The 23,914-nt window shown below is 54.9% G+C and carries 14 protein-coding genes; 11 read left to right on the top strand and 3 right to left on the bottom strand.

Annotated features, from left to right (window positions below):
* Window positions 1-288: 288 nt before the first annotated feature.
* A complete protein-coding gene (locus ACZ5BW_RS07385) occupies window positions 289-522 on the top strand; it encodes a hypothetical protein (RefSeq protein WP_464543631.1) in 234 nt (77 codons plus the stop codon).
* A 224-nt stretch (window positions 523-746) separates the two neighbouring features.
* Here ACZ5BW_RS07385 and ACZ5BW_RS07380 read toward each other — a convergent pair whose 3' ends face one another.
* Complete coding sequence (locus tag ACZ5BW_RS07380; protein WP_464543630.1) at window positions 747-2,711, bottom strand: ATP-dependent DNA helicase; 1,965 nt, start codon at window positions 2,709-2,711, stop codon at window positions 747-749.
* A gap of 488 nt (window positions 2,712-3,199) precedes the next feature.
* Between ACZ5BW_RS07380 and ACZ5BW_RS07375 the strand changes: the two genes are divergently transcribed.
* Window positions 3,200-3,367, top strand: coding sequence for a hypothetical protein (locus ACZ5BW_RS07375; protein ID WP_464543629.1), 168 nt, complete (start codon window positions 3,200-3,202; stop codon window positions 3,365-3,367).
* Between the two features lie 157 nt (window positions 3,368-3,524).
* Here ACZ5BW_RS07375 and ACZ5BW_RS07370 read toward each other — a convergent pair whose 3' ends face one another.
* Both ACZ5BW_RS07370 and ppk2 read right to left on the bottom strand, forming a co-directional pair.
* Window positions 3,525-3,905, bottom strand: coding sequence for a hypothetical protein (locus ACZ5BW_RS07370; RefSeq protein WP_464543627.1), 381 nt, complete (start codon window positions 3,903-3,905; stop codon window positions 3,525-3,527).
* 545 nt (window positions 3,906-4,450) lie between these two features.
* Window positions 4,451-5,257: a polyphosphate kinase 2 gene (ppk2, locus tag ACZ5BW_RS07365; protein ID WP_464543626.1), complete on the bottom strand. Its 807-nt coding sequence runs from the start codon at window positions 5,255-5,257 to the stop codon at window positions 4,451-4,453.
* A 208-nt stretch (window positions 5,258-5,465) separates the two neighbouring features.
* On the opposite strand from ppk2, the gene ACZ5BW_RS07360 reads away from it, so the two are divergent.
* The 9 genes from ACZ5BW_RS07360 to ACZ5BW_RS07320 all read left to right on the top strand — a co-directional run bounded on the left by ACZ5BW_RS07360 (window position 5,466) and on the right by ACZ5BW_RS07320 (window position 23,879).
* Window positions 5,466-5,870: a hypothetical protein gene (locus ACZ5BW_RS07360; protein ID WP_464543625.1), complete on the top strand. Its 405-nt coding sequence runs from the start codon at window positions 5,466-5,468 to the stop codon at window positions 5,868-5,870.
* A 158-nt stretch (window positions 5,871-6,028) separates the two neighbouring features.
* Window positions 6,029-6,526 carry a copper-binding protein gene (locus ACZ5BW_RS07355; protein WP_464543624.1) on the top strand — a complete coding sequence of 166 codons (498 nt, stop codon included), beginning with the start codon at window positions 6,029-6,031 and terminating at the stop codon, window positions 6,524-6,526.
* Window positions 6,523-7,926, top strand: coding sequence for a TolC family protein (locus ACZ5BW_RS07350; protein WP_464543623.1), 1,404 nt, complete (start codon window positions 6,523-6,525; stop codon window positions 7,924-7,926). Before ACZ5BW_RS07355 ends, ACZ5BW_RS07350 begins: the two co-directional genes overlap by 4 nt.
* Window positions 7,923-9,575, top strand: coding sequence for an efflux RND transporter periplasmic adaptor subunit (locus tag ACZ5BW_RS07345; RefSeq protein WP_464543622.1), 1,653 nt, complete (start codon window positions 7,923-7,925; stop codon window positions 9,573-9,575). The genes ACZ5BW_RS07350 and ACZ5BW_RS07345 overlap by 4 nt, the downstream gene beginning before the upstream one ends.
* A 1-nt stretch (window position 9,576) precedes the next feature.
* On the top strand, window positions 9,577-12,711 hold the full coding sequence (locus ACZ5BW_RS07340; protein WP_464543621.1) for an efflux RND transporter permease subunit: 3,135 nt from the start codon (window positions 9,577-9,579) through the stop codon (window positions 12,709-12,711).
* Between the two features lie 271 nt (window positions 12,712-12,982).
* On the top strand, window positions 12,983-13,369 hold the full coding sequence (gene smbP / locus ACZ5BW_RS07335) for a small metal-binding protein SmbP (protein WP_464543620.1): 387 nt from the start codon (window positions 12,983-12,985) through the stop codon (window positions 13,367-13,369).
* 1 nt (window position 13,370) lies between these two features.
* A complete protein-coding gene (gene treS / locus ACZ5BW_RS07330; protein ID WP_464543619.1) occupies window positions 13,371-16,682 on the top strand; it encodes a maltose alpha-D-glucosyltransferase in 3,312 nt (1,103 codons plus the stop codon).
* A 21-nt stretch (window positions 16,683-16,703) separates the two neighbouring features.
* Window positions 16,704-18,617 (top strand): malto-oligosyltrehalose trehalohydrolase, encoded by a 1,914-nt coding sequence (treZ, locus tag ACZ5BW_RS07325; RefSeq protein WP_464543618.1) that lies wholly within the window; start codon window positions 16,704-16,706, stop codon window positions 18,615-18,617.
* Between the two features lie 57 nt (window positions 18,618-18,674).
* Window positions 18,675-23,879 (top strand): malto-oligosyltrehalose synthase, encoded by a 5,205-nt coding sequence (locus ACZ5BW_RS07320; RefSeq protein ID WP_464543616.1) that lies wholly within the window; start codon window positions 18,675-18,677, stop codon window positions 23,877-23,879.
* Window positions 23,880-23,914 lie beyond the last annotated feature (35 nt).

Here is a 23,914-nt window from a genome sequence, read left to right as displayed (position 1 = left end):
AGCCACGCAGAGATAGAGTATATTTGTGCGCGTTTATAGTCTCTGATAAGCAATTCGCCAGGTTGCTGGATTGATGGGTTCGTGTCCGCGGCAATCCCAACATCAGGATAAATCCTTCGTCTGGCTTGGGCTGCCACGCTTCCGGGAAGTGTCATTTTTATAACCGGAAGGAACAAACGATTCGTGCCATCTGGCGAGGCAGTGGAATAGAAGTTTTTTTGGATTTTAATTGCAGCAGTGCAGCCGGGCCTATTGGAAGGCTCGTTTTCAGCCCTAGAGGAGGAGCGTATGCCGAAATGTGACGGATGCGGGAACGACTACGATAAAGCCTTTCAGGTAATCGTTTCGAATAAAACCTACACGTTTGACAGCTTCGAATGTGCCATCAACCAGCTTGCGCCTACCTGCACCCACTGTGGTGTTCGAATCATTGGGCACGGCCTGGAGAAAAGCGGGGCAATGTTCTGCTGCAATCATTGTGCAGAAAAAGAAGGTGTGACGGAACTGCGCGACCGCTCATAGAAAACCTCCTTCTTTCAATCTTGCCCTATTTCTATTCGGCCTTTTGGCTCTCCTGGTTTGGCGGCATGCAGCATGCGGTCCTTTGCCAACCTGTCGAAAGAACCTTGCAACGAAACCTTATATTGTTGCAGAAACGGCTCTGGGAGCTTTGAGACGCATCGCTGTCTTCACAGCGCACATCCCGCATGAGGATAAACCCGCCAAGGCCGCAGTCAAAATATGCCTCACACCCTGGTTGCGGTGGAACTTGCCGAAAAAAACTCTTCCACCTCAGCCAGATTGCGTGTGCGCTTCATGGGTGGCAGGCTCTGCCAGATTTTCCTGCCATAGGGCCTGCTGATCAGGCGTGGATCGCAGATCATCAGTACGCCACGGTCGGTTTCATCCCGGATCAATCTGCCGGCTCCCTGTTTCAGATTGATCACTGCGCGCGGCAATTGATACTCCATGAAGGCATTACGGCCTTCCTTGTTGATTTTGTCGATACGTGCGGCAAGCACCGGGTCATCGGGAGGAGCGAAAGGAAGTTTGTCGATCACCACCAGGGATAATGCTTCTCCACGCACATCCACGCCCTCCCAGAAGGATTGGCTGCCGATCAGGATTGCATTGCCCATCTTCCGGAAGCGCTCCAGCATGTGGGAGCGCGAACCCTGGCCTTGCAGCAGCAGAGGATAGTCGAGTCTTTCCTGCTTGAGTGCCTCCAACAGCAGTTCATATGTCTTTTGCATGGCACGCAGGCTGGTGCACAGGAAAAATGCCCTTCCCCGGCTGGCCTTCAATACCGGCAGGGCTGCCTTCACCAATTCTTCGGTATATCTGCTGCTGTTCGGTTCCGGGATGCCTGTGGGAACATAGAGCAAAGCCTGATGGGCAAAATCAAAAGGACTCTCCCAGCACGCGGAATGCGCAGGGATGGTTCCCGTATTCAACCCCATTTGCTCATTGTAATGAGAGAAGTCACCCTTGACTGAAAGGGTTGCGGAAGTAAATATCCACGCGCGCGGAGGCCCGCTTAATTGCTTGTTGAATATCTCCGCAATGGAAAGCGGGGTGGCATTGAGTTGCAGTGCCTGGCTGAATACTTCAACCCACCGCACGAAGCCTTCGGCTTCAGCCTGCTCTTGCCAGCGTTTTATGCGGCTGGCGATTTCCAGCGAACGCTGCCAGCAATTTTCCAGGCCCTCCGAGCGTTCAGCCTGCTTTTCGAGCAGATCGACCAGATTGCCCAGTTTTTCCTGCAAATCACTCAGCGCACCGGCAAATTTTGCGTTTGCCTTGATTGCAGCTACTGGCATGCGCATGTTCTCACCTTCCACAGTCAAGCGGAAATCGCGCGCGGCCTTTTCCATTGCCGCAATAGCGGGGGGTAGGGGAGCAAAATCTTTTGCGCTCCGCAGCGCTTCAGCCTCGCTGTCCCGGGCCAACTCCAGCAATTGGCCGGTGCTGACCGATTCCCCAAAGAATAGACTGGCTGTTTCCGGTAACTGGTGAGCCTCATCAAATATCACTGTATTGCAGGTGGGGAGCAATTCCGACAGCCCTTCATCACGTAGCATGACGTCGGCAAAGAACAAATGGTGGTTTACCACCACCACATCTGCTGACAGGGCCTGTTTGCGTGCTTCCATGACAAAACAGTCCTTGTAGTGCGGGCAATTCGAACCAAGGCAATTATCGCGGGTGGAGGTGACGTACTGCCAGATGGATGCATTTTCTGGTACTTCACTCAAACCGCTCTTGTCTCCGCTCTTGCTGACCTTGGCATAGCGTTCAATCAAGTTCAGATACTTTACCTCTTCGCGGCTGACGAGGGCAGGGCGGCTTTCCTGGAAGGTACGTTCCAGATGATAGTGACAAACATAATTTGCCCGCCCCTTCAATAAAGCCACGGTAACGGGAATCTCAAGCGCGCTGCGCACGGTAGGAATGTCACGGTTGAACAACTGGTCTTGCAGAGTCTTTGTCCCGGTGGAAATAATCACCTTTCCACCTGTCAGCAAGGCAGGTACCAGATAGGCGAAGGTTTTACCTGTGCCCGTCCCGGCCTCGGCAATCAGGATCGTGCTGGAGGCAATGGTATCAGCAATTGTTTGAGCCATTTTCCTCTGCAGTGAACGCACTGTATAACCTGGCACACTACGGGCCAGAGCACCGCCGGCAGAGAAAAAAGAATTGATATCAGGCATGGAAGGTATCGATCAACCTTCCATCATGATATCGCAGTGTCAGGAATAAGGCATCCTGGCTACGGGTGCTGCAAGGGTAGGGGGCTATAGCTGGATTGATTTATGCGGGCTAAGGCAGATCAAGGCAGGCTAAATGAGCCGCTGTAGGAGGCAGGTGCACTCCATCAGCGCTTCCTTATCGATCCGGCCAGAAAACACTATGAATCTCGTCATTCCGGGCCTGACTCGCATCCAGCAAACCGGAATTCAGCCCTAACCAATAATGGCGTGCTTTGAACGTCACTGGATACCGACTTCCGCCGGTATGACGCTTGTACTTTTTGCTCGCCGAATTAATAGGTACGCCGTTTACAGTTATTTTATACTGTTGTTGACCCTGGTTCCGAATGGTTTGGGTTTGGGAAAATATTCAGGTCTGTGCGATAAGAGTCCCGCTTTTCATGAAAGCGCCCTTTCCTGATTACCTCAGATTTTTCCGGTGCTCTTTCATGACGAGCATCCAGAACACCCTGATGGGTTTTGTCCCAAAACGTCCAGCACAACGGATCGCTGTAGAAGTCTCTTTTCTGCGCCATATTGTGCGCCAGCCGGTTAAGCGTTCCAATGCTGAGCAGCGCAAAGATAACCAGAATTATCAGCGGGAACCACCTTTTTAACAATGATACCTCCATGGCCTATGCCGGACTGTTTTTATATCATCGATTAAAGGCCGTTTTGACGATAGGATAGCACACAGGACTTCGTCACCGGGCCTTATTTCCTGCGAGTTACTCGCATACACACAGGCAATGCCAAAAGATGCCTTGCGATACCTCAATTACTCCAGTTATTGGTTTGTTGTGGATTGGAAACCCCACCGGCTGCTTGGTGTGAGGATACAACGTAACCCTCCTGTTCGAGCCTTGCCGCTATTTGATGATGCAAGGCTGCTTTGCCAAGGCTTGCCTTGGCTGCATGCTCGTACCTCTGCATCAACGCCCAGGTATGCGATTGCTGATCCTGCGCCAGCCGTCCGTATAGATAGCTTTTTTCCTGATAATGATCGAGCAGTTTTCGTTGCTCGTTTGCTCTCGCGCGCATTTCTTCAGCCAGACTCTCAAAGTGCTTTGTCAAAGCGTAATGATCCTTATATGTTCTGGCCTCCTCCACCGTTTTCAGGAGAGCAGGACTGTTGACTGCTTCATATGGACTCATGGGGGCGCATGAAGACAATAGCACGAGCATGAATACAATCGCTGGAAAACTTCTTATTGTCATACGGGCGCCTGATCTGAAGCTGGGTTGAACCGGGGAAGTGCGCGATGCGGAGGACGTTCTGCTTATGGATAGGGTATCAATCGGAGGGTACTTTGTCAACTTGTTTATGTTTAAAGTGTCTCAACATTCAAGGAAGAGTAAAGTAGAGGGTGGGACAGGCAAAACAAAAATAAAGATGAACATTAAAACCAGAACCCGACATAGCTTTTGAAAGTCATAACTTGTTTATTGCGCGGGATATGCCTCTATAGAGTGAGGGCAGTCAGATTGCGCAAATGAATGCGGTGGCGTCTCAAGGTCTTGAGAAGGCAGGGAGTGATTCCGCTGGTATTGCATCTGACGGGAGGAGATGCATCCCGGCCCCTTTAGCGGATCATGACGGAGAGACGCCGCCGCTCCCATTTGATGGGCTCCCGGAGGGAGCAGCGCGATTGAAATGAAAGTGTTTCCTGAAAGGCTACGCGTACAATAAAACAGTACGCCTATGCCGCCAGCAGACCTTCCTCTATGAATGAGGCGGTAAATGTTGAGATGATTTGCGGATCCGGCAAAATCAGGTGCTCGTTCTTGTCTTTGTAATCCAGTCGGCTGAGCATGTCCTTGATGACATTCAGCCGGGTCAGCTGCTTGTCGTCCGCATGCACGATGATCCAGGGCATAATCAGATTATGCGTATGCGTCAGCATCTTGTCGCGTGCTAATGTATATTCATCCCATTTTTCGAGAGCATACTCGTCGAGCGCGCTGATTTTCCATTGCGCCAGAGGGTCCTTTCTGCGCTGGCTCAGCCTTTTTTCCTGTTCAGGTTTACTGATATCGAGATAGTACTTGAGGAGTTTGATACCGGAGCGTCTGAGCATGAGCTCGAACTCGACCACTGAATCCATGAATTCTTCATACTCGGTATCGGTACAAAAACCCATTACCTTCTCCACACCCGCCCGGTTGTACCAGCTGCGGTTAAACAGCACGAGCTCCTGCGCTGCGGGAAGGTACTGCACATAACGCTGGAAATACCATGTGTTGCGGTCGCGGTCCGAGGGTTTGCCGAGTGCGACAACGCGCGTTTCACGCGGACTCAGGTGCTCGGTGATCCGCTTGATCGTGCCGTCCTTGCCGGAGGCATCCCGCCCTTCCATGATGATCAGAATCTTGTCATCGCATTCGATGAGGTGCCGTTGAAGCTTGACAAGTTCAATCTGGAGTTTGTATAGCGTGTCCTCGTAGTCTTCCTTGGATATTTCGGGCGCACCTGCTTCCTTTTCCTTCTTGTCTTCCTTTTTGCTCATGGTCAGGTATTTCTCCTTGCAGAATTCCGAAACCGCCAGCAGATGCGAGGCATCCAGTGTCGATAGGATCGAGGCTCTACTTGAATTTATCCAACCCTCTACTATGATAAAACAACAGTTGTTGAAGAATCGAGACGGTTGGATACGGGTTTTCCTTTATAGCACGTAACTCTTGTTCTAAGAGGATAGATACCTCATACTGGATAATATGATGTTGCGCGTGCGCATATTCTTATCGATTCTGATCATATTGTCGCTGCCCCTGCAAGGTGCTCTGGCTGCTATCATGCCGCTATGCGCTCAAGCCAGAAATATATCTGTATCTGGGGGACCTGAAAATCAAATTGATCATGAAGCCCCTTCCGCAGCTTGCTCCTTGCATGACAGTAGCGATCACAAACAACCGGACAGCCAAACGGATGGTGATAACGTAGAGGGTGGGGCGGATTTGACCCTTTCCTGCGATGGGGTCGTTTGCCACATAAGCAGTAATGGTCTGCCATCTGCGGCGTCTGCACTCAATCTTCCTGGCGGATTTTCTTACGCCATCCTGCCTATTTTTCGCCTTTCCTCGTTGGTTCTTCAACAGCCGCAACGGCCTCCTCTAGTTTAATCTCTTACTCGTATTAAACCAGCACAGCCGGACAGCGGGCCTTTTGCTGCTCAGCGTTTTTGTAGGGGTCGTTTCCCCCCTGATGAAAATTCCGCCGGCTATTTTTCTATTGCTGAATTGGTAAATCCCGACGGTTATATATTTTCAAGGAGGTCAGGATGATTACGCCACTCTTTGCTGTACTGCAACTGGCGCCAATATTTGCGTGCCTATCTGCCCAGGCCCTTGAGGTCGGAGCCGCTCAACCGGCTCCGATTGATTCCAGGCAAATTGCCCTTTCAATGATGTATGAGTCCGTATTGTTTAATGATCGGCTATTCCACAAGCAGAACTTTGAACTAGCGAAGGACAAGAAAACAATCGCTGCGAGTGCGTCCGAGACTACAAAACCGGCTACACCTGCAAATCTTATTCCCGGCAAGGGAGTAGTAGTAAAGGTTGATCGCGCCAATGCCCTCGTCAGGATAAACCATGATCCTATCCCTGCTCTGGATTGGCCCAGGATGACAATGGCTTTTCGCCTGAGGGAGAGCGCTTTGGCTGAACAGGTCAAGGAAGGCGATGTAGTGGAATTCTTCCTCGAAAAATCAGGTTCAAATTACATCATCGTCAAATGGCGGAAAAAAGCTCCAACAGGATCGGTGAGCTCGCGATGATTCCCATCGGAATCATCGCCCCCGTGCTTGCCGCCGTCATGGTTTCTACATTTGCCCACGCGGAAGTTTCATCCCGGGCAGGTAGAGGAGAGTCTACACAGGCTGCTCCAGAACAATTTGCGGAAGCCTTTGCGGCGGCAAATCCCCAAAACTCGGCTTCGCTGGCTCCCCTAACCACCCTGATTGCGGAAGCCCTGGAGAATAATCCGGAAATCCAGGCCGCGCTGCGGGAGCGGGAAGCAGCCCAGCAGAGAATATCGCCTGCGGAAGCGCTGGATGACCCTGTTCTGGAAGCAGGAGTGATCAATGCCCCGTTGGCATCTTCCACTTTTAACCGTGAAGACATGACCATGAAAATGATCGGCCTGTCCCAGCGATTCCCTTTTCCAGGGAAACGCGGTTTGCGTAAAGATGTCGCCGCCAAGGATGCAGAGGCTATCGAATATGGTTACCAGGAGACCATAAACCGTGTCGTGCGCGATATCAAGGTCACGTATCTCGATCTGGGCCTCACCCTTGAAATGACCCGCTTGGTCGAAAAAAACAAGCTCATCCTGGAAGAGCTTCTCCACATTGCTGAAGATCACTACGCGGTAGGGCGAGGAAACCAGGCCGATGTGCTAAAGGCCCAGACGCAGGTATCCAGAATGGCGGATGAACTGCTGAAGCTTGCAAGAGAAAGACCGGTAATCGAAGCCGAACTGATACGTGCGCTCGGCTGGAGCGGAAATAAGCCGCTGCCAGTGCCCGCACCCCCGCAATTGCGCGAGGAAACCCTGAACCTGGAATCGTTGCTTGAGACCGCCCTGACCCAGCGCCCGCAATTGCTGGCACTGCAAAGTCTCGTTGCCCGCAACGACAAAGCGCTGGAACTTACGCGCAAAAATTATTATCCCGACTTCGATGTGCGCATGTCTTACGGGCAGCGTGACAACATGCTGGACAATAGCCGGCGGCCGGACATGGTGAGTCTGACAGTGGCGATGAACCTCCCCGTGTGGCGCGGCAACAAACTCCAGCCACGCGAAGCGGAGTCGCTGGCAATGCGTGATCAGGCCCTGAGCACTTATGAAGCGCAACGCAATGAGGTGGCAGCAAGACTGCGCCAGCAGACAGCGCTGGCCGAGCAAAGCCTGAAGTCCGCGCGGCTCTACCAGACAGCCATCCTGCCACAGGCCCGGCTTACCGTGGAATCCACCCTGGCGGCTTATCGGGTTAACCGGGTTGATTTCATGACACTGCTCGACAGCCAGATGACAGTATTCAACTCCGAAATCAGCCTGGCGACGACCATGGCAGGTTACAACAAGGCGCTTGCGGAGATCGATCTGCTCGCTGGTAAATCGCCAGTCAACTTACCACTCACCCCCCGGGAGCCTATGTCAAGGGAGCGCATGTGAAGCTTGCCGTCAAATCAATAGCTTTTGTCGCTCTGGCTGCAGCCTTACTCGTCGCAGGGTACTGGTGGGGTGCAACCCGGCCTTCGACCTCTGCGGCTAATGCCTCGGGTGCGGTTTCAGCCGACGGTAAGCGTGAGAGGAAAATTCTCTATTACCGCAACCCCATGGGTCTGCCGGACACTTCGCCGATACCAAAAAAAGATCCCATGGGCATGGACTATATGCCTGTTTACGAAGGCGAGGAATCCGCTTCCGCCGATGCGGCAGTCAAGATCAGCATCGACAGGATACAAAAACTGGGAGTAAGAACCGAGCAGGTCAGCATGCGCGCACTCACCCGCACCGTAAGGGCAGTAGCGACAGTGCAGGCGGACGAACGGCGGCTGCATATCGTGGCGCCCAGGTTCGAGGGGTGGATCGAGCGGCTCCATGTCAATACGACGGGACAAGCGGTTAGAAAGGGTGATCCGTTGATGGACGTGTACAGCCCCGACCTGATCACGGCACAGCACGAATATCTCATCGCCCGGAGAGGAATAAAGGACGTGGAGGATGGCGGCCTTGAGGTTCAGGCGGGGATGGAACGGCTGACTGAGAGTGCCTTGCAGAGACTGCGCAACTGGAACATATCGGAGGCTGATCTACAGATACTCCGGCAAGAAGGTCATATCAGACAATATCTCACGTTGCGTTCCCCGGTAAACGGCGTTGTGTTGGATAAGTCCGTTATTCAGGGACAGCGCTTCATGGCGGGAGAAACGCTGTATCGGATCGCCGATCTCTCCAGAGTCTGGATGCTCGCAGATGTATTTGAGCAGGAGCTTGCCATGATACACACGGGCCAGACTGCCACCATCCGGATTGAAGCCTATCCGGACGAGATATTCACGGGCGAAGTGACGTTCATATACCCCACGGTCAATCCGGAAACCCGCACCGCCAAGGTGCGCATCGAGTTGCCCAATCCGCAAGAGCTGCTGAAACCAGCGATGTATGGGAAAGTGGAGTTCGTTTCAATCCAGCGTAAAGACAGAGTGCTCGCCGTCCCCGAATCGGCCGTACTCGATGCCGGTACCAGGCAGTCTGTGCTGGTGGATCTGGGGGAGGGCCGTTTTGAAACGAGGCTCGTGAGGCTGGGCAAGCACGCGAATGGCTATGTGGAAGTCCTGGATGGGCTGAAGGCCGGGGAAATGGCTGTGGTAAAAGCCAATTTCCTCATCGACGCCGAAAGCAATCTCAAGGCTGCGCTGAACGGTTTTGACCGCAGCAGTCAGGACTTGGTGCCTGGCGAAGCGAGGGAGAGACGCCAGATCGTCCCTGGCTCATCCGGGACTGTACCAACTGTGCCTTTACCTCCGTCTCCATTTTCACCGATGAGTCATAGCGGCGAGGGTGTCATCGAAGCGATCGACGTGGCCAATACAACGGTAACCCTTGCTCACGGGCCAATCGCAAGCTTAAGCTGGCCGGCTATGGTAATGGATTTCAAGGTTCGGGACCCAGCATTGCTGCGAACAGTGAAACCCGGCCAGGAGATTGTTTTCGAGATAACGGAAGCATCGCTGGGCGAGTATGTCATCGTTCGTATACAAACTCCTGTGGCCGATGCCGCCGGCGATAACAGGAAGAACAACAGGAAGAAGCACTGAGATGGTCGGCAATATCATCGAATGGTCGGTGCGGCACCTCTTCCTGGTGCTGGTCGGGACATTCTTCGTAATAGCCTGGGGCGTATATTCGGTATGGAAGACACCGGTCGATGCGATTCCGGATCTTTCGGATGTGCAGGTCATCATTTATACGGAATATCCAGGCCAAGCGCCCCAGGTAGTCGAGGATCAGGTTACCTATCCGCTCACCACCGCCATGCTGAGCGTGCCCAAATCCAGGGTAGTGCGTGGTCTCTCCAGTTTTGGCGTGTCGTTCGTATACGTCATCTTCGAGGACGGCACAGACATCTATTGGGCACGCTCGCGCGTATTGGAATATTTGAGTTTTGCAGCTGCTCGCCTGCCCAGGAATATAAAGCCTTCACTTGGTCCGGACGCCACCGGAGTAGGCTGGGTTTATCAATATGCCGTAACTGCAAAGAACCATACCCTCGACGAGTTGCGCGCCCTCCAGGACTGGTTCTTGCGTTATCAGCTAACCGCGGCGGAGGGCGTGGCGGAAGTGGCCAGCGTAGGCGGGTTTGTACGAAGCTATCAGGTTACGGTGAATCCGCAGCAGCTACAGGCTTACGGCATCCCGTTAAAGACCGTGTCCCAGGTTATCGCTGCCAGCAATCGCGATGTGGGAGGGCGTGTGATCGAGCTTGCGGAGACAGAATATGTGGTGCGCGGCAAAGGCTATTTGCGCGGGATAGACGATCTCGAAAAACTCGTCGTCAAGGCGGAGAAGGGTACGCCGGTGCTGTTGCGCGACATTGCCCGGGTGGAACTGGTTCCTGAGGAACGTCGCGGCATAGCCGAGCTTGACGGCGAAGGAGAAGCTGTCTCGGGTATTGCAGTGGCGCGGCATGGCGAACATGCTCTCGATATCACACGCAATCTCGAAAAGAAGCTCGCCGAGATCATGCCGGCCCTGCCGGAAGGTGTTTCAATTCGGTCCCTCTACGATCGCTCGGATCTGATCCACCGCGCCATCACGACGCTGCGTGAAGTGTTGATCGAGCAGATCATTATTGTGGCGCTGGTTTGCGCGGTCTTCCTCATGCATGTGCGGAGTGCCCTGGTGGCGATCATCATGCTTCCCATCGGCGTACTCATCGCTTTCATCGCGATGCGGTTCCTCGGCATCAATTCCAACATCATGAGCCTTGCGGGCATCGCTCTCGCAATTGCGGAAATGACCGATGCGGCGATCGTCATGATCGAGAATGCACACAAGCATCTTGCGCGCGTTGGTCCGGAAGTTTCAAGTACAGTACGCAAAGATGCCGTCATTGATGCCTGTAAGGAAGTTGGTCCATCGCTGTTCTTCAGCCTGTTGATTATTACCGTGTCGTTCCTGCCTGTGTTTACCCTTGAAGCGCAGGAAGGGCGCATGTTTCAGCCACTGGCCTATACCAAGACTTTCGCCATGGCGGGTGCCGCCTTGCTTTCGATCACCCTGGTTCCAGCCTTGATCCTGCTTCTGATCCGTGGTCACATTCCGCGTGAGCAGGATAATCTGCTGGGCCGTTTCATGATCCGGGCTTATCATCCGGTAGTGGGCCGGGTGATGCATTGGAAAAAGACAATCGTTCTGGCAGCGCTTGCTGTGCTTGGGATAACCATTTATCCGGCACTCAAGCTGGGCACGGAGTTCATGCCGGCATTGAACGAAGGCACACTTCTTTACATGCCAGTGACCTTGCCGGGCATTTCCGTGACGAAAGCAGCTGAGATATTGCAGACGCAGGACAAGATCATCAAAAGCTTTCCGGAGGTGGCATCAGTGCTCGGTAAAGCGGGGCGAGCCAATACTGCAACCGACCCGGCGCCGCTGGAGATGGCTGAAACCATCATCAACCTGAAACCGGAGGCTGAATGGCGCCCCGGGATGACCGTGGATAAATTGATCGCTGAAATGGACCAGGCGCTCCAGATGCCCGGGGTCAGCAATGCCTGGACCATGCCGATCAAGAACCGGATCGACATGCTTGCCACCGGCATACGCACGCCAATTGGCGTCAAAGTGTTCGGCAAGGATCTGGATGAAATCGAAATCCTTGCCCGACAGATCGAGACAACGGTAAAAACGGTGCCTGGAACAACGAGTGTCTATGCGGAACGCATTACCGGCGGTTATTACCTCGATATCGAGCCGGACCGCATGGCGCTTGCGCGCTATGGGCTGGCCGTAGGGGACTTGCTGGACGTAATCTCGGTGGCACTGGGCGGCGAAACGGTAACCACCACCGTGGAAGGGCGGGAACGCTTCGCTGTCGCCGTGCGCTATCCGCGTGCATTGCGCAGTGATCCGCAGGCAATCGCTACCCAGGTGCTGATACCCACCATGGACCAGGCAATGATCCCGCTCGGGCAACTCGCGCAGGTGAAACTCCTCCAGGGCCCACCGAGTATCCGCACGGAGAACGCGCTGCTGTCGGCTTACATCTTCGTCGATATCCGCGACCGCGACATCGGCAGCTATGTCGCGGAAGCCCAGCAAGCAGTACGTGAGCAGGTGCGGTTTCCGCCGGGGTATTACGCAACCTGGAGCGGTCAGTTCGAATACATGGAACGTGCTGTCGAGAAGCTGAAGCTGGTCGTGCCGCTCACGGTCCTGATCGTATTCCTGCTTGTATATCTGAACTTTCATCGACTTACCGAGACGCTGATTGTCATGCTTTCGGTTCCTTTTTCCTTGGTCGGCGGCATCTGGCTCATGTATCTGCTTGGCTATAATATGAGCATCGCAGCGGCAGTTGGCTTTATCGGGCTCATCGGTATCGCGACTGAAACAGGAATGGTCATGCTCACTTTTCTCGATCGAGCGTTGGCGAATATCACGGCGACGCGACAAGCCGAAGGCAAAAGAGTTACCGTTGAAGATCTTTACGGGGCAGTGATCCAGGGCGCGGTATACCGGATACGTCCGGTGATGATGACCATCGCGGGAAGCGTCGTTGGACTGCTTCCCGTCATGTTCAGCACAGGCACGGGCTCCGAGGTGACACGGCACATAGCCACTCCCATGGTGGGCGGAATGGTTTCCACTACAATACTGACGCTGGTCGTATTTCCGGCCGTCTTCGCTCTGGTCAAGGGAATCGCTGTACGGCAATCATTCCGAGTCTGAGGCCCGGCAGCGTTGTCGGCTTACAGCCGTAGCAATGTTAAAAACCGATAACTTGAAAAGCGCCTGATAAAAGAATATGGCACCTGCAAACCAGTGTTGCAGGATGGAGAACGAAAGGGAACTCGAAGAATATGGGACACGTCCCTATTATTAGGGCAAGCGCACCCAGGACCTCAAGGCGCATGGTCAAAGATTAATGACAACAGCGCATGAAAATCGTCCGAACGATAAGAGCTGGCCTACTCGGGTTCGTTCAACAGGGAGAGATATCATGAAAAAGCCATTCTCGTGCAGCTTGATTGCTTTTGCTTTCCTCGCAGGATGTTCTACGATGGATTATGCTGCGGATGAACATGAGGGTAAGGCTCTCCAGGAATTGACGCTGGCAGTCAGAAGCGCTGAAAATGAGGACGCAGGAGGCATTATCGCCCATACTGAAAAAGCGAAGAAGCACCTGATCGAGGAAAACCGCGAACATCCTTATACCCAACCGTTCATATCGATATATGGACAGTTTCCGAAAGCGGAACATGATATGGAGACATTCGAAGAAATGGATAAGGCGATCGGGGAAGCGAAAAAAGGGCACTTTACAAGAGCCGCGGAGGCAGCCAGAAGAGCTTCTGTTCATCTGAAACAGAAAGCCCGGTCGAAATAGCATGGAACGAGAAGAAGATCCGCTCTGGTACAAGGACGCCATCATCTATGAATTGCACGTCAAGACATTCTTCGACAGTAATGGCGACGGCATAGGAGATTTTTCGGGCCTGATCTCAAAGCTCGACTATCTGGCGGAACTGGGCGTCACCGCGCTCTGGCTTCTTCCATTCTATCCGTCTCCGGGACGGGACGACGGTTACGATATTTCCGATTACCACAGTGTGCACCCGGATGTCGGCACCTTGGAGGATTTCCACCGGTTTATCGCGGAAGCTCATGGCCGGGGTTTGCGCGTAATCACGGAACTGGTGCTCAACCATACTTCCGATCAGCATCCGTGGTTTCAGGCAGCCCGCCGCGCTCCGCCAGGGTCCGTCAAGCGCGACTATTACGTATGGAGCGACGACAACACCCGGTACAGGGGTGCGCGCAGTATTTTCACGGACACAGAGGGATCCAACTGGGAATGGGATGATATTGCCAAAGCCTATTACTGGCACCGCTTTTTTTTCCATCAGCCAGACTTGAATTTTGACAACCCGCATGTCTTTAACGCCATGATGCATGTGATGCGGCTCTGGCTGGATGCGGGTGTCGATGGCATGCGGCTGGATGCCATGCCCTATCTGTGCGAGCGCGAGGGGACCACCTGCGAAAACCTGCCGGAGACTCATGCGGTGATCAAACGCATGCGTTCCGAACTGGATAAGCACTACCGCAACCGGATGTTCCTGGCTGAAGCGAACCAGTGGCCGGAGGATGTACGCGAGTATTTTGGCGATGGCGACGAATGCCATATGGCTTTCCATTTTCCACTCATGCCGCGAATGTACATGGCTATTGCGCGCGAAGATCGTCACCCCATTGTAGAGATCATGGAGCAGACACCAGACATCCCCGAGAACTGTCAGTGGGCTGTGTTTCTGCGCAACCACGACGAACTGACATTGGAGATGGTCACCGATCGCGAGCGGGACTATCTTCACCAGACATATGCAATTGACCCCCAGGCCCGCCTGCATCTCGGTATTCGACGGCGTCTGGCGCCACTGATGGACAATGACCGGCACCGAATTGAATTGATGAATCTGCTGCTCATGACCATGCCGGGGTCGCCCGTGCTTTACTACGGAGATGAGATCGGCATGGGGGATGATCTCCTCCTCGGTGATCGCAACGGTGTGCGCACACCCATGCAGTGGTCAGGAGGGACTAACGGCGGATTTTCCACAGCCGATTCTCAACAGCTTTTCCTGCCGGCTATCGTCGATCCCGTATATGGGTTTGGTGCAGTGAACGTGGATTCACAGGCGCGTAATTCGTCATCCCTGCTCAACTGGATGAAGCGCCTGATTGCGATGCGCAAGGCGCACCGAACCTTTGGCCGGGGCACGCTGCGTTTTTTGCGGCCTGGCAATCGCAAGATTCTTGCCTATCTGCGTGAGCATGAGGATGAAACGATTCTGTGCGTGGCTAATCTGTCCCGAGTCGCGCAGCCCGTAGAACTGGATTTAAGCCAATTCAAGGGAAGGGTACCGGTTGAATTGATGGGTCGCACGGCATTCCCGCCTGTGGGTGAACTGCCGTATCTGCTCACCTTGAGCGCTCATGGCTTTTATGCTTTTCGCCTGGCAGGCGACGTGGCCGCCCCTGCGTGGCATGAGGAGCGCCAGGTATCCCCGGATCTGCCTGTCCTTGTGCTCATGGAGCCGGGTTGGGGCACACTGTTGAACCGGGGCGATGGTGGCGGGGGCATGAAAGATCTGATGGCTCGCCGTGCACGCGAGCAGCTCGAGGGGCAGATCATGCCACGCTTCTTTTATTCCCAACCCTGGTTTTTGATGAGGAACCTTCCCGTCAGAAAATTCGAGCTCGGGGAGATGCACGAGTGGTCGACAGAACAGGGAAGCTGGCTGCTGGTCATCGTTGTTTTAACGCTGGCCAATGGTGAGGCCTATCGTTTTGCCGTGCCTCTGGCGCGCGTCTGGGAGGACGAAGACGAGGCGATTGTGAGCACGCTGCTGCATGCCACACTTGCAAAGGTACGACATCATGCGCGAACAGGCGTGCTGTTCGACGCATTCTGGGATGATAACTTCTGCCGCGCCATGGTCTCCAGCATGCATGATGGCTCAGCACTCGTGTTTGATGATGGGCAAGTGTCTTTCCATGCAACCAGCGCTTTTCCCGGGCCGGTGGTTTCAGGCGCGTCAGCAACGGTGACGCGGACAGTTTCGGAAAGAGGGCGATTGTTCGTGAACATGGGCGACCGACTGATACTGAAAGGATACCGCTGGCTTCTTCCCGGCGTGCACCCCGAACTGGAGATGTCGCGTTTTCTGACGGAGACCGCCAAATTTACTCACATGGCGCAACTGGCGGGTACCGTGGAGTACATGGATGGCGAGGGACGCAATTCCACTCTGGCAATCCTCGAGCACTACGCCGAGAATCAGGGTAGCGGCTGGGCTTATACGCAGGACTATCTGCAACGCTACCTGGATGAGTTCCGCACACAACAAAAGCGTCCCATTGATGCGCGGCATGCTGCCTACATGACCCTTATCAATACGCTGGGATTGCGTACGGCTGAATTTCACCAGGCACTTGCGCAGCCGGATGCAAACGGCGCCTTCGGTGTCGAGCCCATTACCATCGAAGATCTTATGGAGTGGGTGAACATCGTGCGCGCGCAGATGGATGAAATGTACAAATTGCTGGAAGCGAAATGGCCAGATCTGCCCAACTCCGCACCCGGGATTGGTAACGTCGGTAATGATCTTTTATCAGCCCGGCCGAAATTCTACCGTCGTATCACCCGGGTGGCAGCCATACATCCCGAGGCCTTGAAGGCGCGCTGTCACGGAGATTACAGCCTGCGTCAGGTGTGGCTCTCGAACAATGATTTTCTGATTACGAATTACGGCAGTGGACCCGAACGCGCATGGCGTGAGCGCCGCTGGAAACATAGTCCTCTCCGCGATGTGGCAGGCATGCTGTTTTCGTTTTCCGAGGTGGCGGCAGCGGCACTGGAGCATGTTACGGATGAATATCCGGAATCAACCGCTATGCTTGCACAACAAGCTGATAAATGGCAGACGCTTGCCAGCGCCGATTTCCTCAAAAGCTATCGCAGGGCGATGAAGGGAAATTCGCTGTTTCCCGCTGATACCGGAGTAACCGATGCTTTGGTTACGCTCTTCATGGTGGAAAAAGCTGTTGCCAGCGTGAGTAACGCACTCGCGCAACAATCGAAGTCAGTCGGTGGAACCATGCAGCGGCTGATGCGGTTGATGCAACGCAGAAGGTAGAACAGGTGAAGAGGGGAAGACGTGCCGACAAGAATCCATCAGATGCCCCATGAGATGCTCCATGAAATGCCGTATGGCGCGCAAATTACGGATGGGGGAGTACGCTTTCGTCTTTGGGCGCCGGGGTGCAAGCAGGTGGGATTGTATCTCGCGGGCGGACAAATGAAAGAGGGGCGCGAATCGATGCGCGCAATGGATGCACGGGAAGAGGGGTGGTTCGAGTCGATTGTAGCGGAAGCAGGCGCAGGGATGCGCTACGGGTTCGACGTGAACGGTGTCCGTGTTCCCGATCCCGCCTCGCGCTTCAATCCGGATGATGTGCATGGTTTAAGTGAGGTGATCGATCCTTCGGCTTTCGCCTGGCGGGATGCAAAATGGCGTGGACGGCCATGGGAAGAAGCGGTAATTTATGAATTGCACGTAGGCACATTCTCACCCGAAGGTACTTTCAAGGGCGTTTCCCAACGGCTCGACTATCTGGCCGAACTCGGCGTGACCGCCATTGAGCTCATGCCGATTGCCGATTTTCCGGGCTCGCGAAACTGGGGCTATGACGGCGTCCTGCCCTATGCGCCGGATAGCCGTTACGGACGCCCGGAGGATCTCAAGGAACTGGTTCAGGCTGCACATGAACGGGGCATGATGGTTCTGCTCGATGTCGTCTACAATCACTTCGGGCCGGAAGGAAACTATCTTCACCTTTATGCGAAAGAATTCTTTACCGAGCGCCATCACACTCCATGGGGCGCGGCAATAAATTTCGACGGACCTGCAAGCCAGGAGGTACGCGGGTTTTTCATCCACAATGCGTTGTATTGGCTGCAAGAGTATCACTTCGATGGCCTGCGGCTCGATGCAGTACATGCAATCATCGACCATTCCAGTCCGCACATCCTTATCGAGATCGCGGAGCGTGTACGTGCTGAGGTCGATGCAGAGCGCCACGTACATCTGATCCTGGAAAACGATGCCAACAATGCTCGTTACCTGACAAACGGCTGGTACGACGCTCAATGGAACGACGATATTCATCATGCCCTGCATGTGCTCTCCACGCAGGAGAACGATGGATACTATACGGACTATGCCGACAATCCGGTACGTCACCTCGGACGCTGCCTGGCGGAAGGATTTGCCTATCAGGGAGAGATATCCGTTTATCGCGATGATACGGCGCGCGGAGAGGCGAGCATTCATCTGCCGCCCCAGGCTTTCATTTCCTTTCTGCAATCCCACGATCAGGCAGGCAACCGTGCGTTCGGCGAGCGTATTACCCATATTGGCGAGGAAGCATTGACACGTGCGGCCGCAGCCATCTATTTATTGGCGCCCAACATTCCCATGCTGTTCATGGGCGAGGAATTTGCCGCAAAGTCGCCTTTCCTGTTTTTCTGCGACTTCGGAGGGGATCTGCGCGAAGCTGTGACACAGGGACGACGCAGGGAATTCGCCCGCTTTGCGCATTTTGGGCAAGGCATGATCGAGCCAGCGATACCCGATCCGAATGCTGTTCAGACTTTTCTTATCTCGAAAATCGACTGGGATTCACTCAACGATGAAGCGCACCTTGTCTGGCTGGAGTATTACCGCAACCTGATGAAGCTTCGCAGGGAAATTATCGTGCCGCGTCTTCGCGGAATGAAGGGTAATTCAGCACATTTTGAGGTATTCGCGTCGAAGTGCCTGCGGGTCTGCTGGCAGTTGGGGGACGGTTCCACTTTGCGCCTATTGGCGAACTTTTCCGACGCGAGCGTGACGGCTCCCGAGTACGCCGGGCAGATCGTGTTTGCCTCGTCCGGTGCAATACCAGCATCTTCCCGCGCAACGAAAAGTACCCTGGCGAAAAGTATCCTGGCGCCTCGTTCGGTAGTTTGGATGCTCGAACCGGCTGCCGGTAAATCGGCTGCCGGTAAAAGTAAAAGCAGTTTTACCTGATAACAGCCGCCGAGGCTGGAATGAAGGGAAAGCACAAGGGAATTCCAAGGGAGAAGCATGAGCAATCCACTTGACCAGCTGTGCGAATTATATGGCGTGCTATCCTCCTACAGCGATATCTGGGGAAATACCCGCCACACTTCGGAGGAAGCAAAGCGCGCTCTACTCCGGGCAATGGGGGTTGCAGCGGCCACGGAAGAGGAAATTTCAGCCTCCCTGCTCGCATTCTTGAGACGCAAATGGGAGCATGTGTTGCCGCCCGTACAAGTGGTGCGGGAGTGGATGCGACCTTATCGCATTGCAGTCGCGCTACCGGCCACCGAGGGCAAGGGAGCCCATCGCTGGCGCTTGTGCAGGGAATCCGGGGCTGAAGACCATGACGAATTTATTCCTGACGGCTTGGAGGAGGTCGAGCGCTATCGTTTCACCGCTCCCGACGGTTCCGGCAGTTTCGATGCCTTCGATGATCCCGGCGGGCAGGAACTGGTGCGGCGAATCCTGGTGCTGGATCTCCCTGTGGAATCAGGGTATCACCGCCTTTCTATCGAAAGGAGCGATGGCCATGGCCTGGCTGAAATGCCATTTATCGTGGCTCCCGCCATCTGTTATTGGCCGCCAGGCATCGAGGGTGAGAGGCGGGTGTGGGGCCCCGCTCTTCAGCTATACGGTATTCGTTCCCAGCGCAATTATGGCATCGGGGATTTCAGCGATCTTCGGCGCCTGGTCGAATTCTATGCCAGCGCGGGGGGAAGCACGCTGCTGCTCAACCCGCTTCATGCGTTATTTCCCGACGCTCCGGAACACACCAGTCCGTACAGTCCCTCCAGCCGCACCTGGTTCAACCCGCTTTACCTGGATGTGGAAGCCATACCCGAATTTGCGGGATGCGAGGAGGCACGCTCAATAGTGCTCGCGCCGGAATTCCAGGCGCGGCTGCGCGCGCTTCGTGCTACCGAACAGGTGGATTACAGAAGTGTTGCGGAGGCGAAATCGGAAGTCCTCGTCTGCCTGTACCGGTATTTCCGTGGTACCCATCTGGCGCAAAATACTGGTCGCGCGCGTGTTTTTCGTGCTTTCCAGGCCGAGCACGGCGAGACTCTTCGCAAGCAGGCACTGTTCGAGGCGCTTCAGGAATATTTTCGGGCAGAGGACAGCTCTGTATGGGGGTGGCGCGTGTGGCCCGAGGCATACCGTGATCCCGCAGCTCCGGAGGTAGCCGCATTCTGCGAGGCCCATCTCGATCGTGTGGAATATTTCGAATACCTGCAGTGGCAGGTTTCCCTGCAACTGGGAGCGGTCGGTACACGTTCATGGGAAGTGGGTCTCAACATTGGTTTAATGTTCGATCTAGCTATCGGCGTAGCGGAAGGTGGCGGGGCAACGTGGTCCCGCCGTGAACTTTACGCACTTGAAGCCAGTGCAGGGGCGCCACCCGATGACTTCAACCGTCTGGGGCAGAACTGGGGTCTGCCGCCCTGGATTCCTCATCAACTCACTGCATCCGCTTATGCACCTTTCATTGAAGTGCTGCGCGCCAACATGCGGGACAGCGGCTCGCTGCGCATAGATCACGTAATGGGCCTGCGCCGCCTGTTCTGGGTCGTGCGCGGGCTGCCCGCAACGGAGGGCGCGTACATACGCTATCCCTTTGAAGATATGCTGAGCATCCTGGCGCTGGAGAGCCAGCGCAACCGCTGCCTGGTGGTAGGTGAAGATTTAGGGACAGTACCACCGGAAGTACGCGAAGCTTTGTATCCCGCAAACGTGATGTCCACACGGTTATTATATTTCGAGCGGCGCGACGACGGGCAGTTGAAGCCGCCGCAGGAGTACCCGGCAAATGCCGTAGTGGCGGTAACAACCCACGACCTTCCGACCCTGGCGGGATTCTGGCAGGGGCTCGATATTGATCTGCGCGCCCGTCACAATCTGTTTCCCGAGGACGAGATGCGTAACAGGCAAATCGTGGAGCGCGCGGCAGACCGTGCACAGCTCCTGGTGGCATTGGAGGGTGAAGGCGTATTACCGTCGAGAGGCGGGCTTCATCAGGTCGGCTTCCCGGAAATGACGGCGGAACTCGCGGCAGCAGTGTACACCTACCTGGCCCGTGCACCGTCGAAACTTCTGCTGCTGCAACTCGAAGATGGCTTCGGAGTACTTGAGCAACCGAATCTGCCCGGCGCGACAGGAGGCGCTTACCCATCCTGGCGTCTCAAACTACCCCTCAATCTGGAGGAGTGGCAGGAAAGCGTCTGGCTGCAGGGAATAATGCTGGCATTGCGCCGGGAGCGTCCCTTATCGCAGGTGTCCACCTCCTCAGAGGGCGAGGTCGCGCAGGATGTACAGGCACAGATTCCGCGGGCAACTTACCGCTTGCAATTGAATCGGGACTTCAACCTGAGGCAGGCAACGGAACTGATCCCGTACCTGGATGAGCTGGGTATCAGTCATTGCTATCTTTCGCCCCTCCTCAAAGCGCGCCCTGACAGTGCCCATGGCTATGACGTAACCGACCATGGCAGGCTCAATCCAGAGATCACGAGCGCCCGGGACTTCGAACGGTTTGCTGCTGCCTTGAAACGGCATGGAATGAGCCAGATCATGGATGTGGTGCCCAATCACATGTGCATCACTGGCGCTGATAACGAATGGTGGCTGGATGTACTGGAAAATGGCCCCGCGTCCCGGTTTGCCAGCTATTTTGATATTGACTGGTATGTGATGGGAGAGCATCTGCCAGGCCAGGTGCTGCTGCCTGTCCTGGGCGATCACTATGGCGCGATTCTGGAGAACGGCGAACTCAAACTTGTGTTCGACCCCGAACAAGGCTCCTTCAGTGTCTTTTATTACGAGCACAGGTTTCCTGTGGACCCGCGTGAATATCCGCGCATTCTTGGATACGAACTCGAACGTCTCGGGATGCGGCTGGGGGAACAGCACCCGGAGTTTCTGGAACTCCAGTCTCTGATCACGGCGTTTAACCATCTGCCACTGCGCGACCGCATTTCCCCCGATGCAATCACCGAACGAGCGCGCGACAAGGAGATACACAAACGCCATCTGGCTTCACTGCTCGTGATGAGCGCAGACATTGCCCAATTCGTTCAGGAGAATGTGTCTGTTTTCAACGGGGACGCGCCGAAGGAGCGATCCAGGAGCTTCGATCTTCTGCATGAACTGCTGAGCTTCCAGGCCTACCGTCTGGCTTTCTGGCGCGCCGCAGCGGACGAGATCAATTACCGCCGCTTCTTTGATATCAATGATCTGGCGGCGCTGCGCATGGACAACCCGGAAGTGTTCGAAAGCACGCACCACCTGATTCGCGAACTCATCGTGCGCGGGTATGTGAGCGGGTTACGCATCGATCATCCGGATGGCTTGTACGCACCCAAGGAATACTTCGAGCGTCTGCAGGCAATGGCCGCCGCAGCATTGTTTCCGGGAAAGGTGAAGGAGGGCGTCAAGTCGCTCTACATCGTGGCGGAGAAAATACTTGCGTCACATGAACATCTTCCGAAGACCTGGCCCATCCATGGCACTACCGGATACAACTTTGCCGCGGTTTGCTCCGGCCTTTTTGTCGATACTGGCGCTGCCGACCATTTCACTCGTATCTATGAGCGCTTTATTCGGACACGTTTGGATCTCGGCGCAATGATACGAGCGAACAAACACTTGATCATGGAAAGCGCGCTGGTAGGTGAGCTTCAGGTACTGGCTATACAATTGGCGCGTATTGCCAAAGGTGATCGCCGCACGTGCGATTTTACCTTCAACAGCCAGCGCAGTGCTCTCGCCCAGGTTGTCGCCAACTTTCCTGTCTATCGTACCTATGTGTCCGACTGCGAAAGCTCCGCCGAAGATGTCCGGTATGTTGACTGGGCCGTAGAGGTAGCGAAAAAGCGCAGCCAGGTGGTCGACACCACGATCTTCGATTTCGTGCGGGAGGTGTTGCTGGGTCGGCAGGCCAAAGGTCAAGGCGAAGCATACAGGAACGCCATATGCACCTTTGCCATGAAGTTTCAGCAGTACACCAGCCCGGTAATGGCCAAAGCGATGGAGGACACGACCTTCTACCAGTATAACCGCCTGGTATCGCTCAACGAGGTCGGCAACGAGCCGCAGCGATTCGGGGTGTCCCTCGCAGCGTTTCACCGGGAAAATCAGGAGCGTGCAACCCATTGGCCGCATGCCATGCTGTCCACTTCAAGCCATGACAGCAAGCGCTCGGAGGACGTGCGTGCGCGAATAAGTGTTCTCTCCGAAATACCCGATCAGTGGGCGCAGGCTCTCAAGCAATGGAACAGACTCAACCGCAGCAGCCGCCGGGAACTGGACGGCACTTATGCTCCAAGTCGCAACGACGAGTACCTGTTATATCAGATATTGCTAGGGATATGGCCTTTCCACAAACCGGACGATGAGGAATTGGCGGAGTTGTCCGACCGCGTGGTCACCTATATGCGCAAGGCGGCACGAGAGGCGAAGGTGAGCAGCTCCTGGATCAACCCGAATAGCGAATATGAGGCAGCAATGCAGGACTTCGTGCATGCGCTTTTCTCCGAGCAGCCCACCAATCTGTTCCTGCGCGACTTTCTGCCTTTCCAGCAGCGGGTTGCATGGGCGGGAGCCTTCAACAGCTTGTCACAAGTGTTGCTCAAACTTACGTCACCAGGAGTACCCGACATCTACCAGGGCAATGAAACATGGGATTTCAGCCTCGTGGACCCGGACAACAGGCGTCCTGTGGACTATACGGCTCGTCGCAGGGCCTTGCAGGCCATCCGCTCGATGCATGCTGAAGAAGGCTCTGGTGCATGCGCCCAGCATCTGATGGAAAACCTGGGGGACGGCCGGATCAAGCTCTATCTGACCTGGAAAGCGCTCACATTCCGCCGCGAGTACGAACAGCTTTTCCGCGAGGGCGACTACCTGCCGCTAAAAGCGCATGGGGACTGTAGTGAACATGTGTGTGTGTTTGCACGGCGCCACGAAAATGAAATTCTTGTCGTTGCCGTACCGCGATTGCTCGGCCGCCTCCTGGGAGAGCAACACCGATTCCCGATCGGCAAATCCATCTGGACCGACACCTGGGTGGAACTGCCTGCAGACGAGTTGCGCGAGAAGTGGATCAATGTGTTGACTGGCGAGATATTCACCACGCAGAGGGTGGGGAAGGCGTGCAGGGGATTCCGGCTGGCTCAGCTTTTCGGCATGCTTCCTTATGCATTGCTATCCCCTTTCGAGCAGACAACTGGATGAAGCGGGGATATTTGCAGAAAGTCATCCTGGATGAG

It is taken from the genome of Nitrosospira sp. TNL300 (assembly GCF_055385915.1).
The sequence above is the reverse complement of the archived record's forward strand: the minus strand, read 5'-3'. Positions and strand labels throughout refer to the sequence as shown.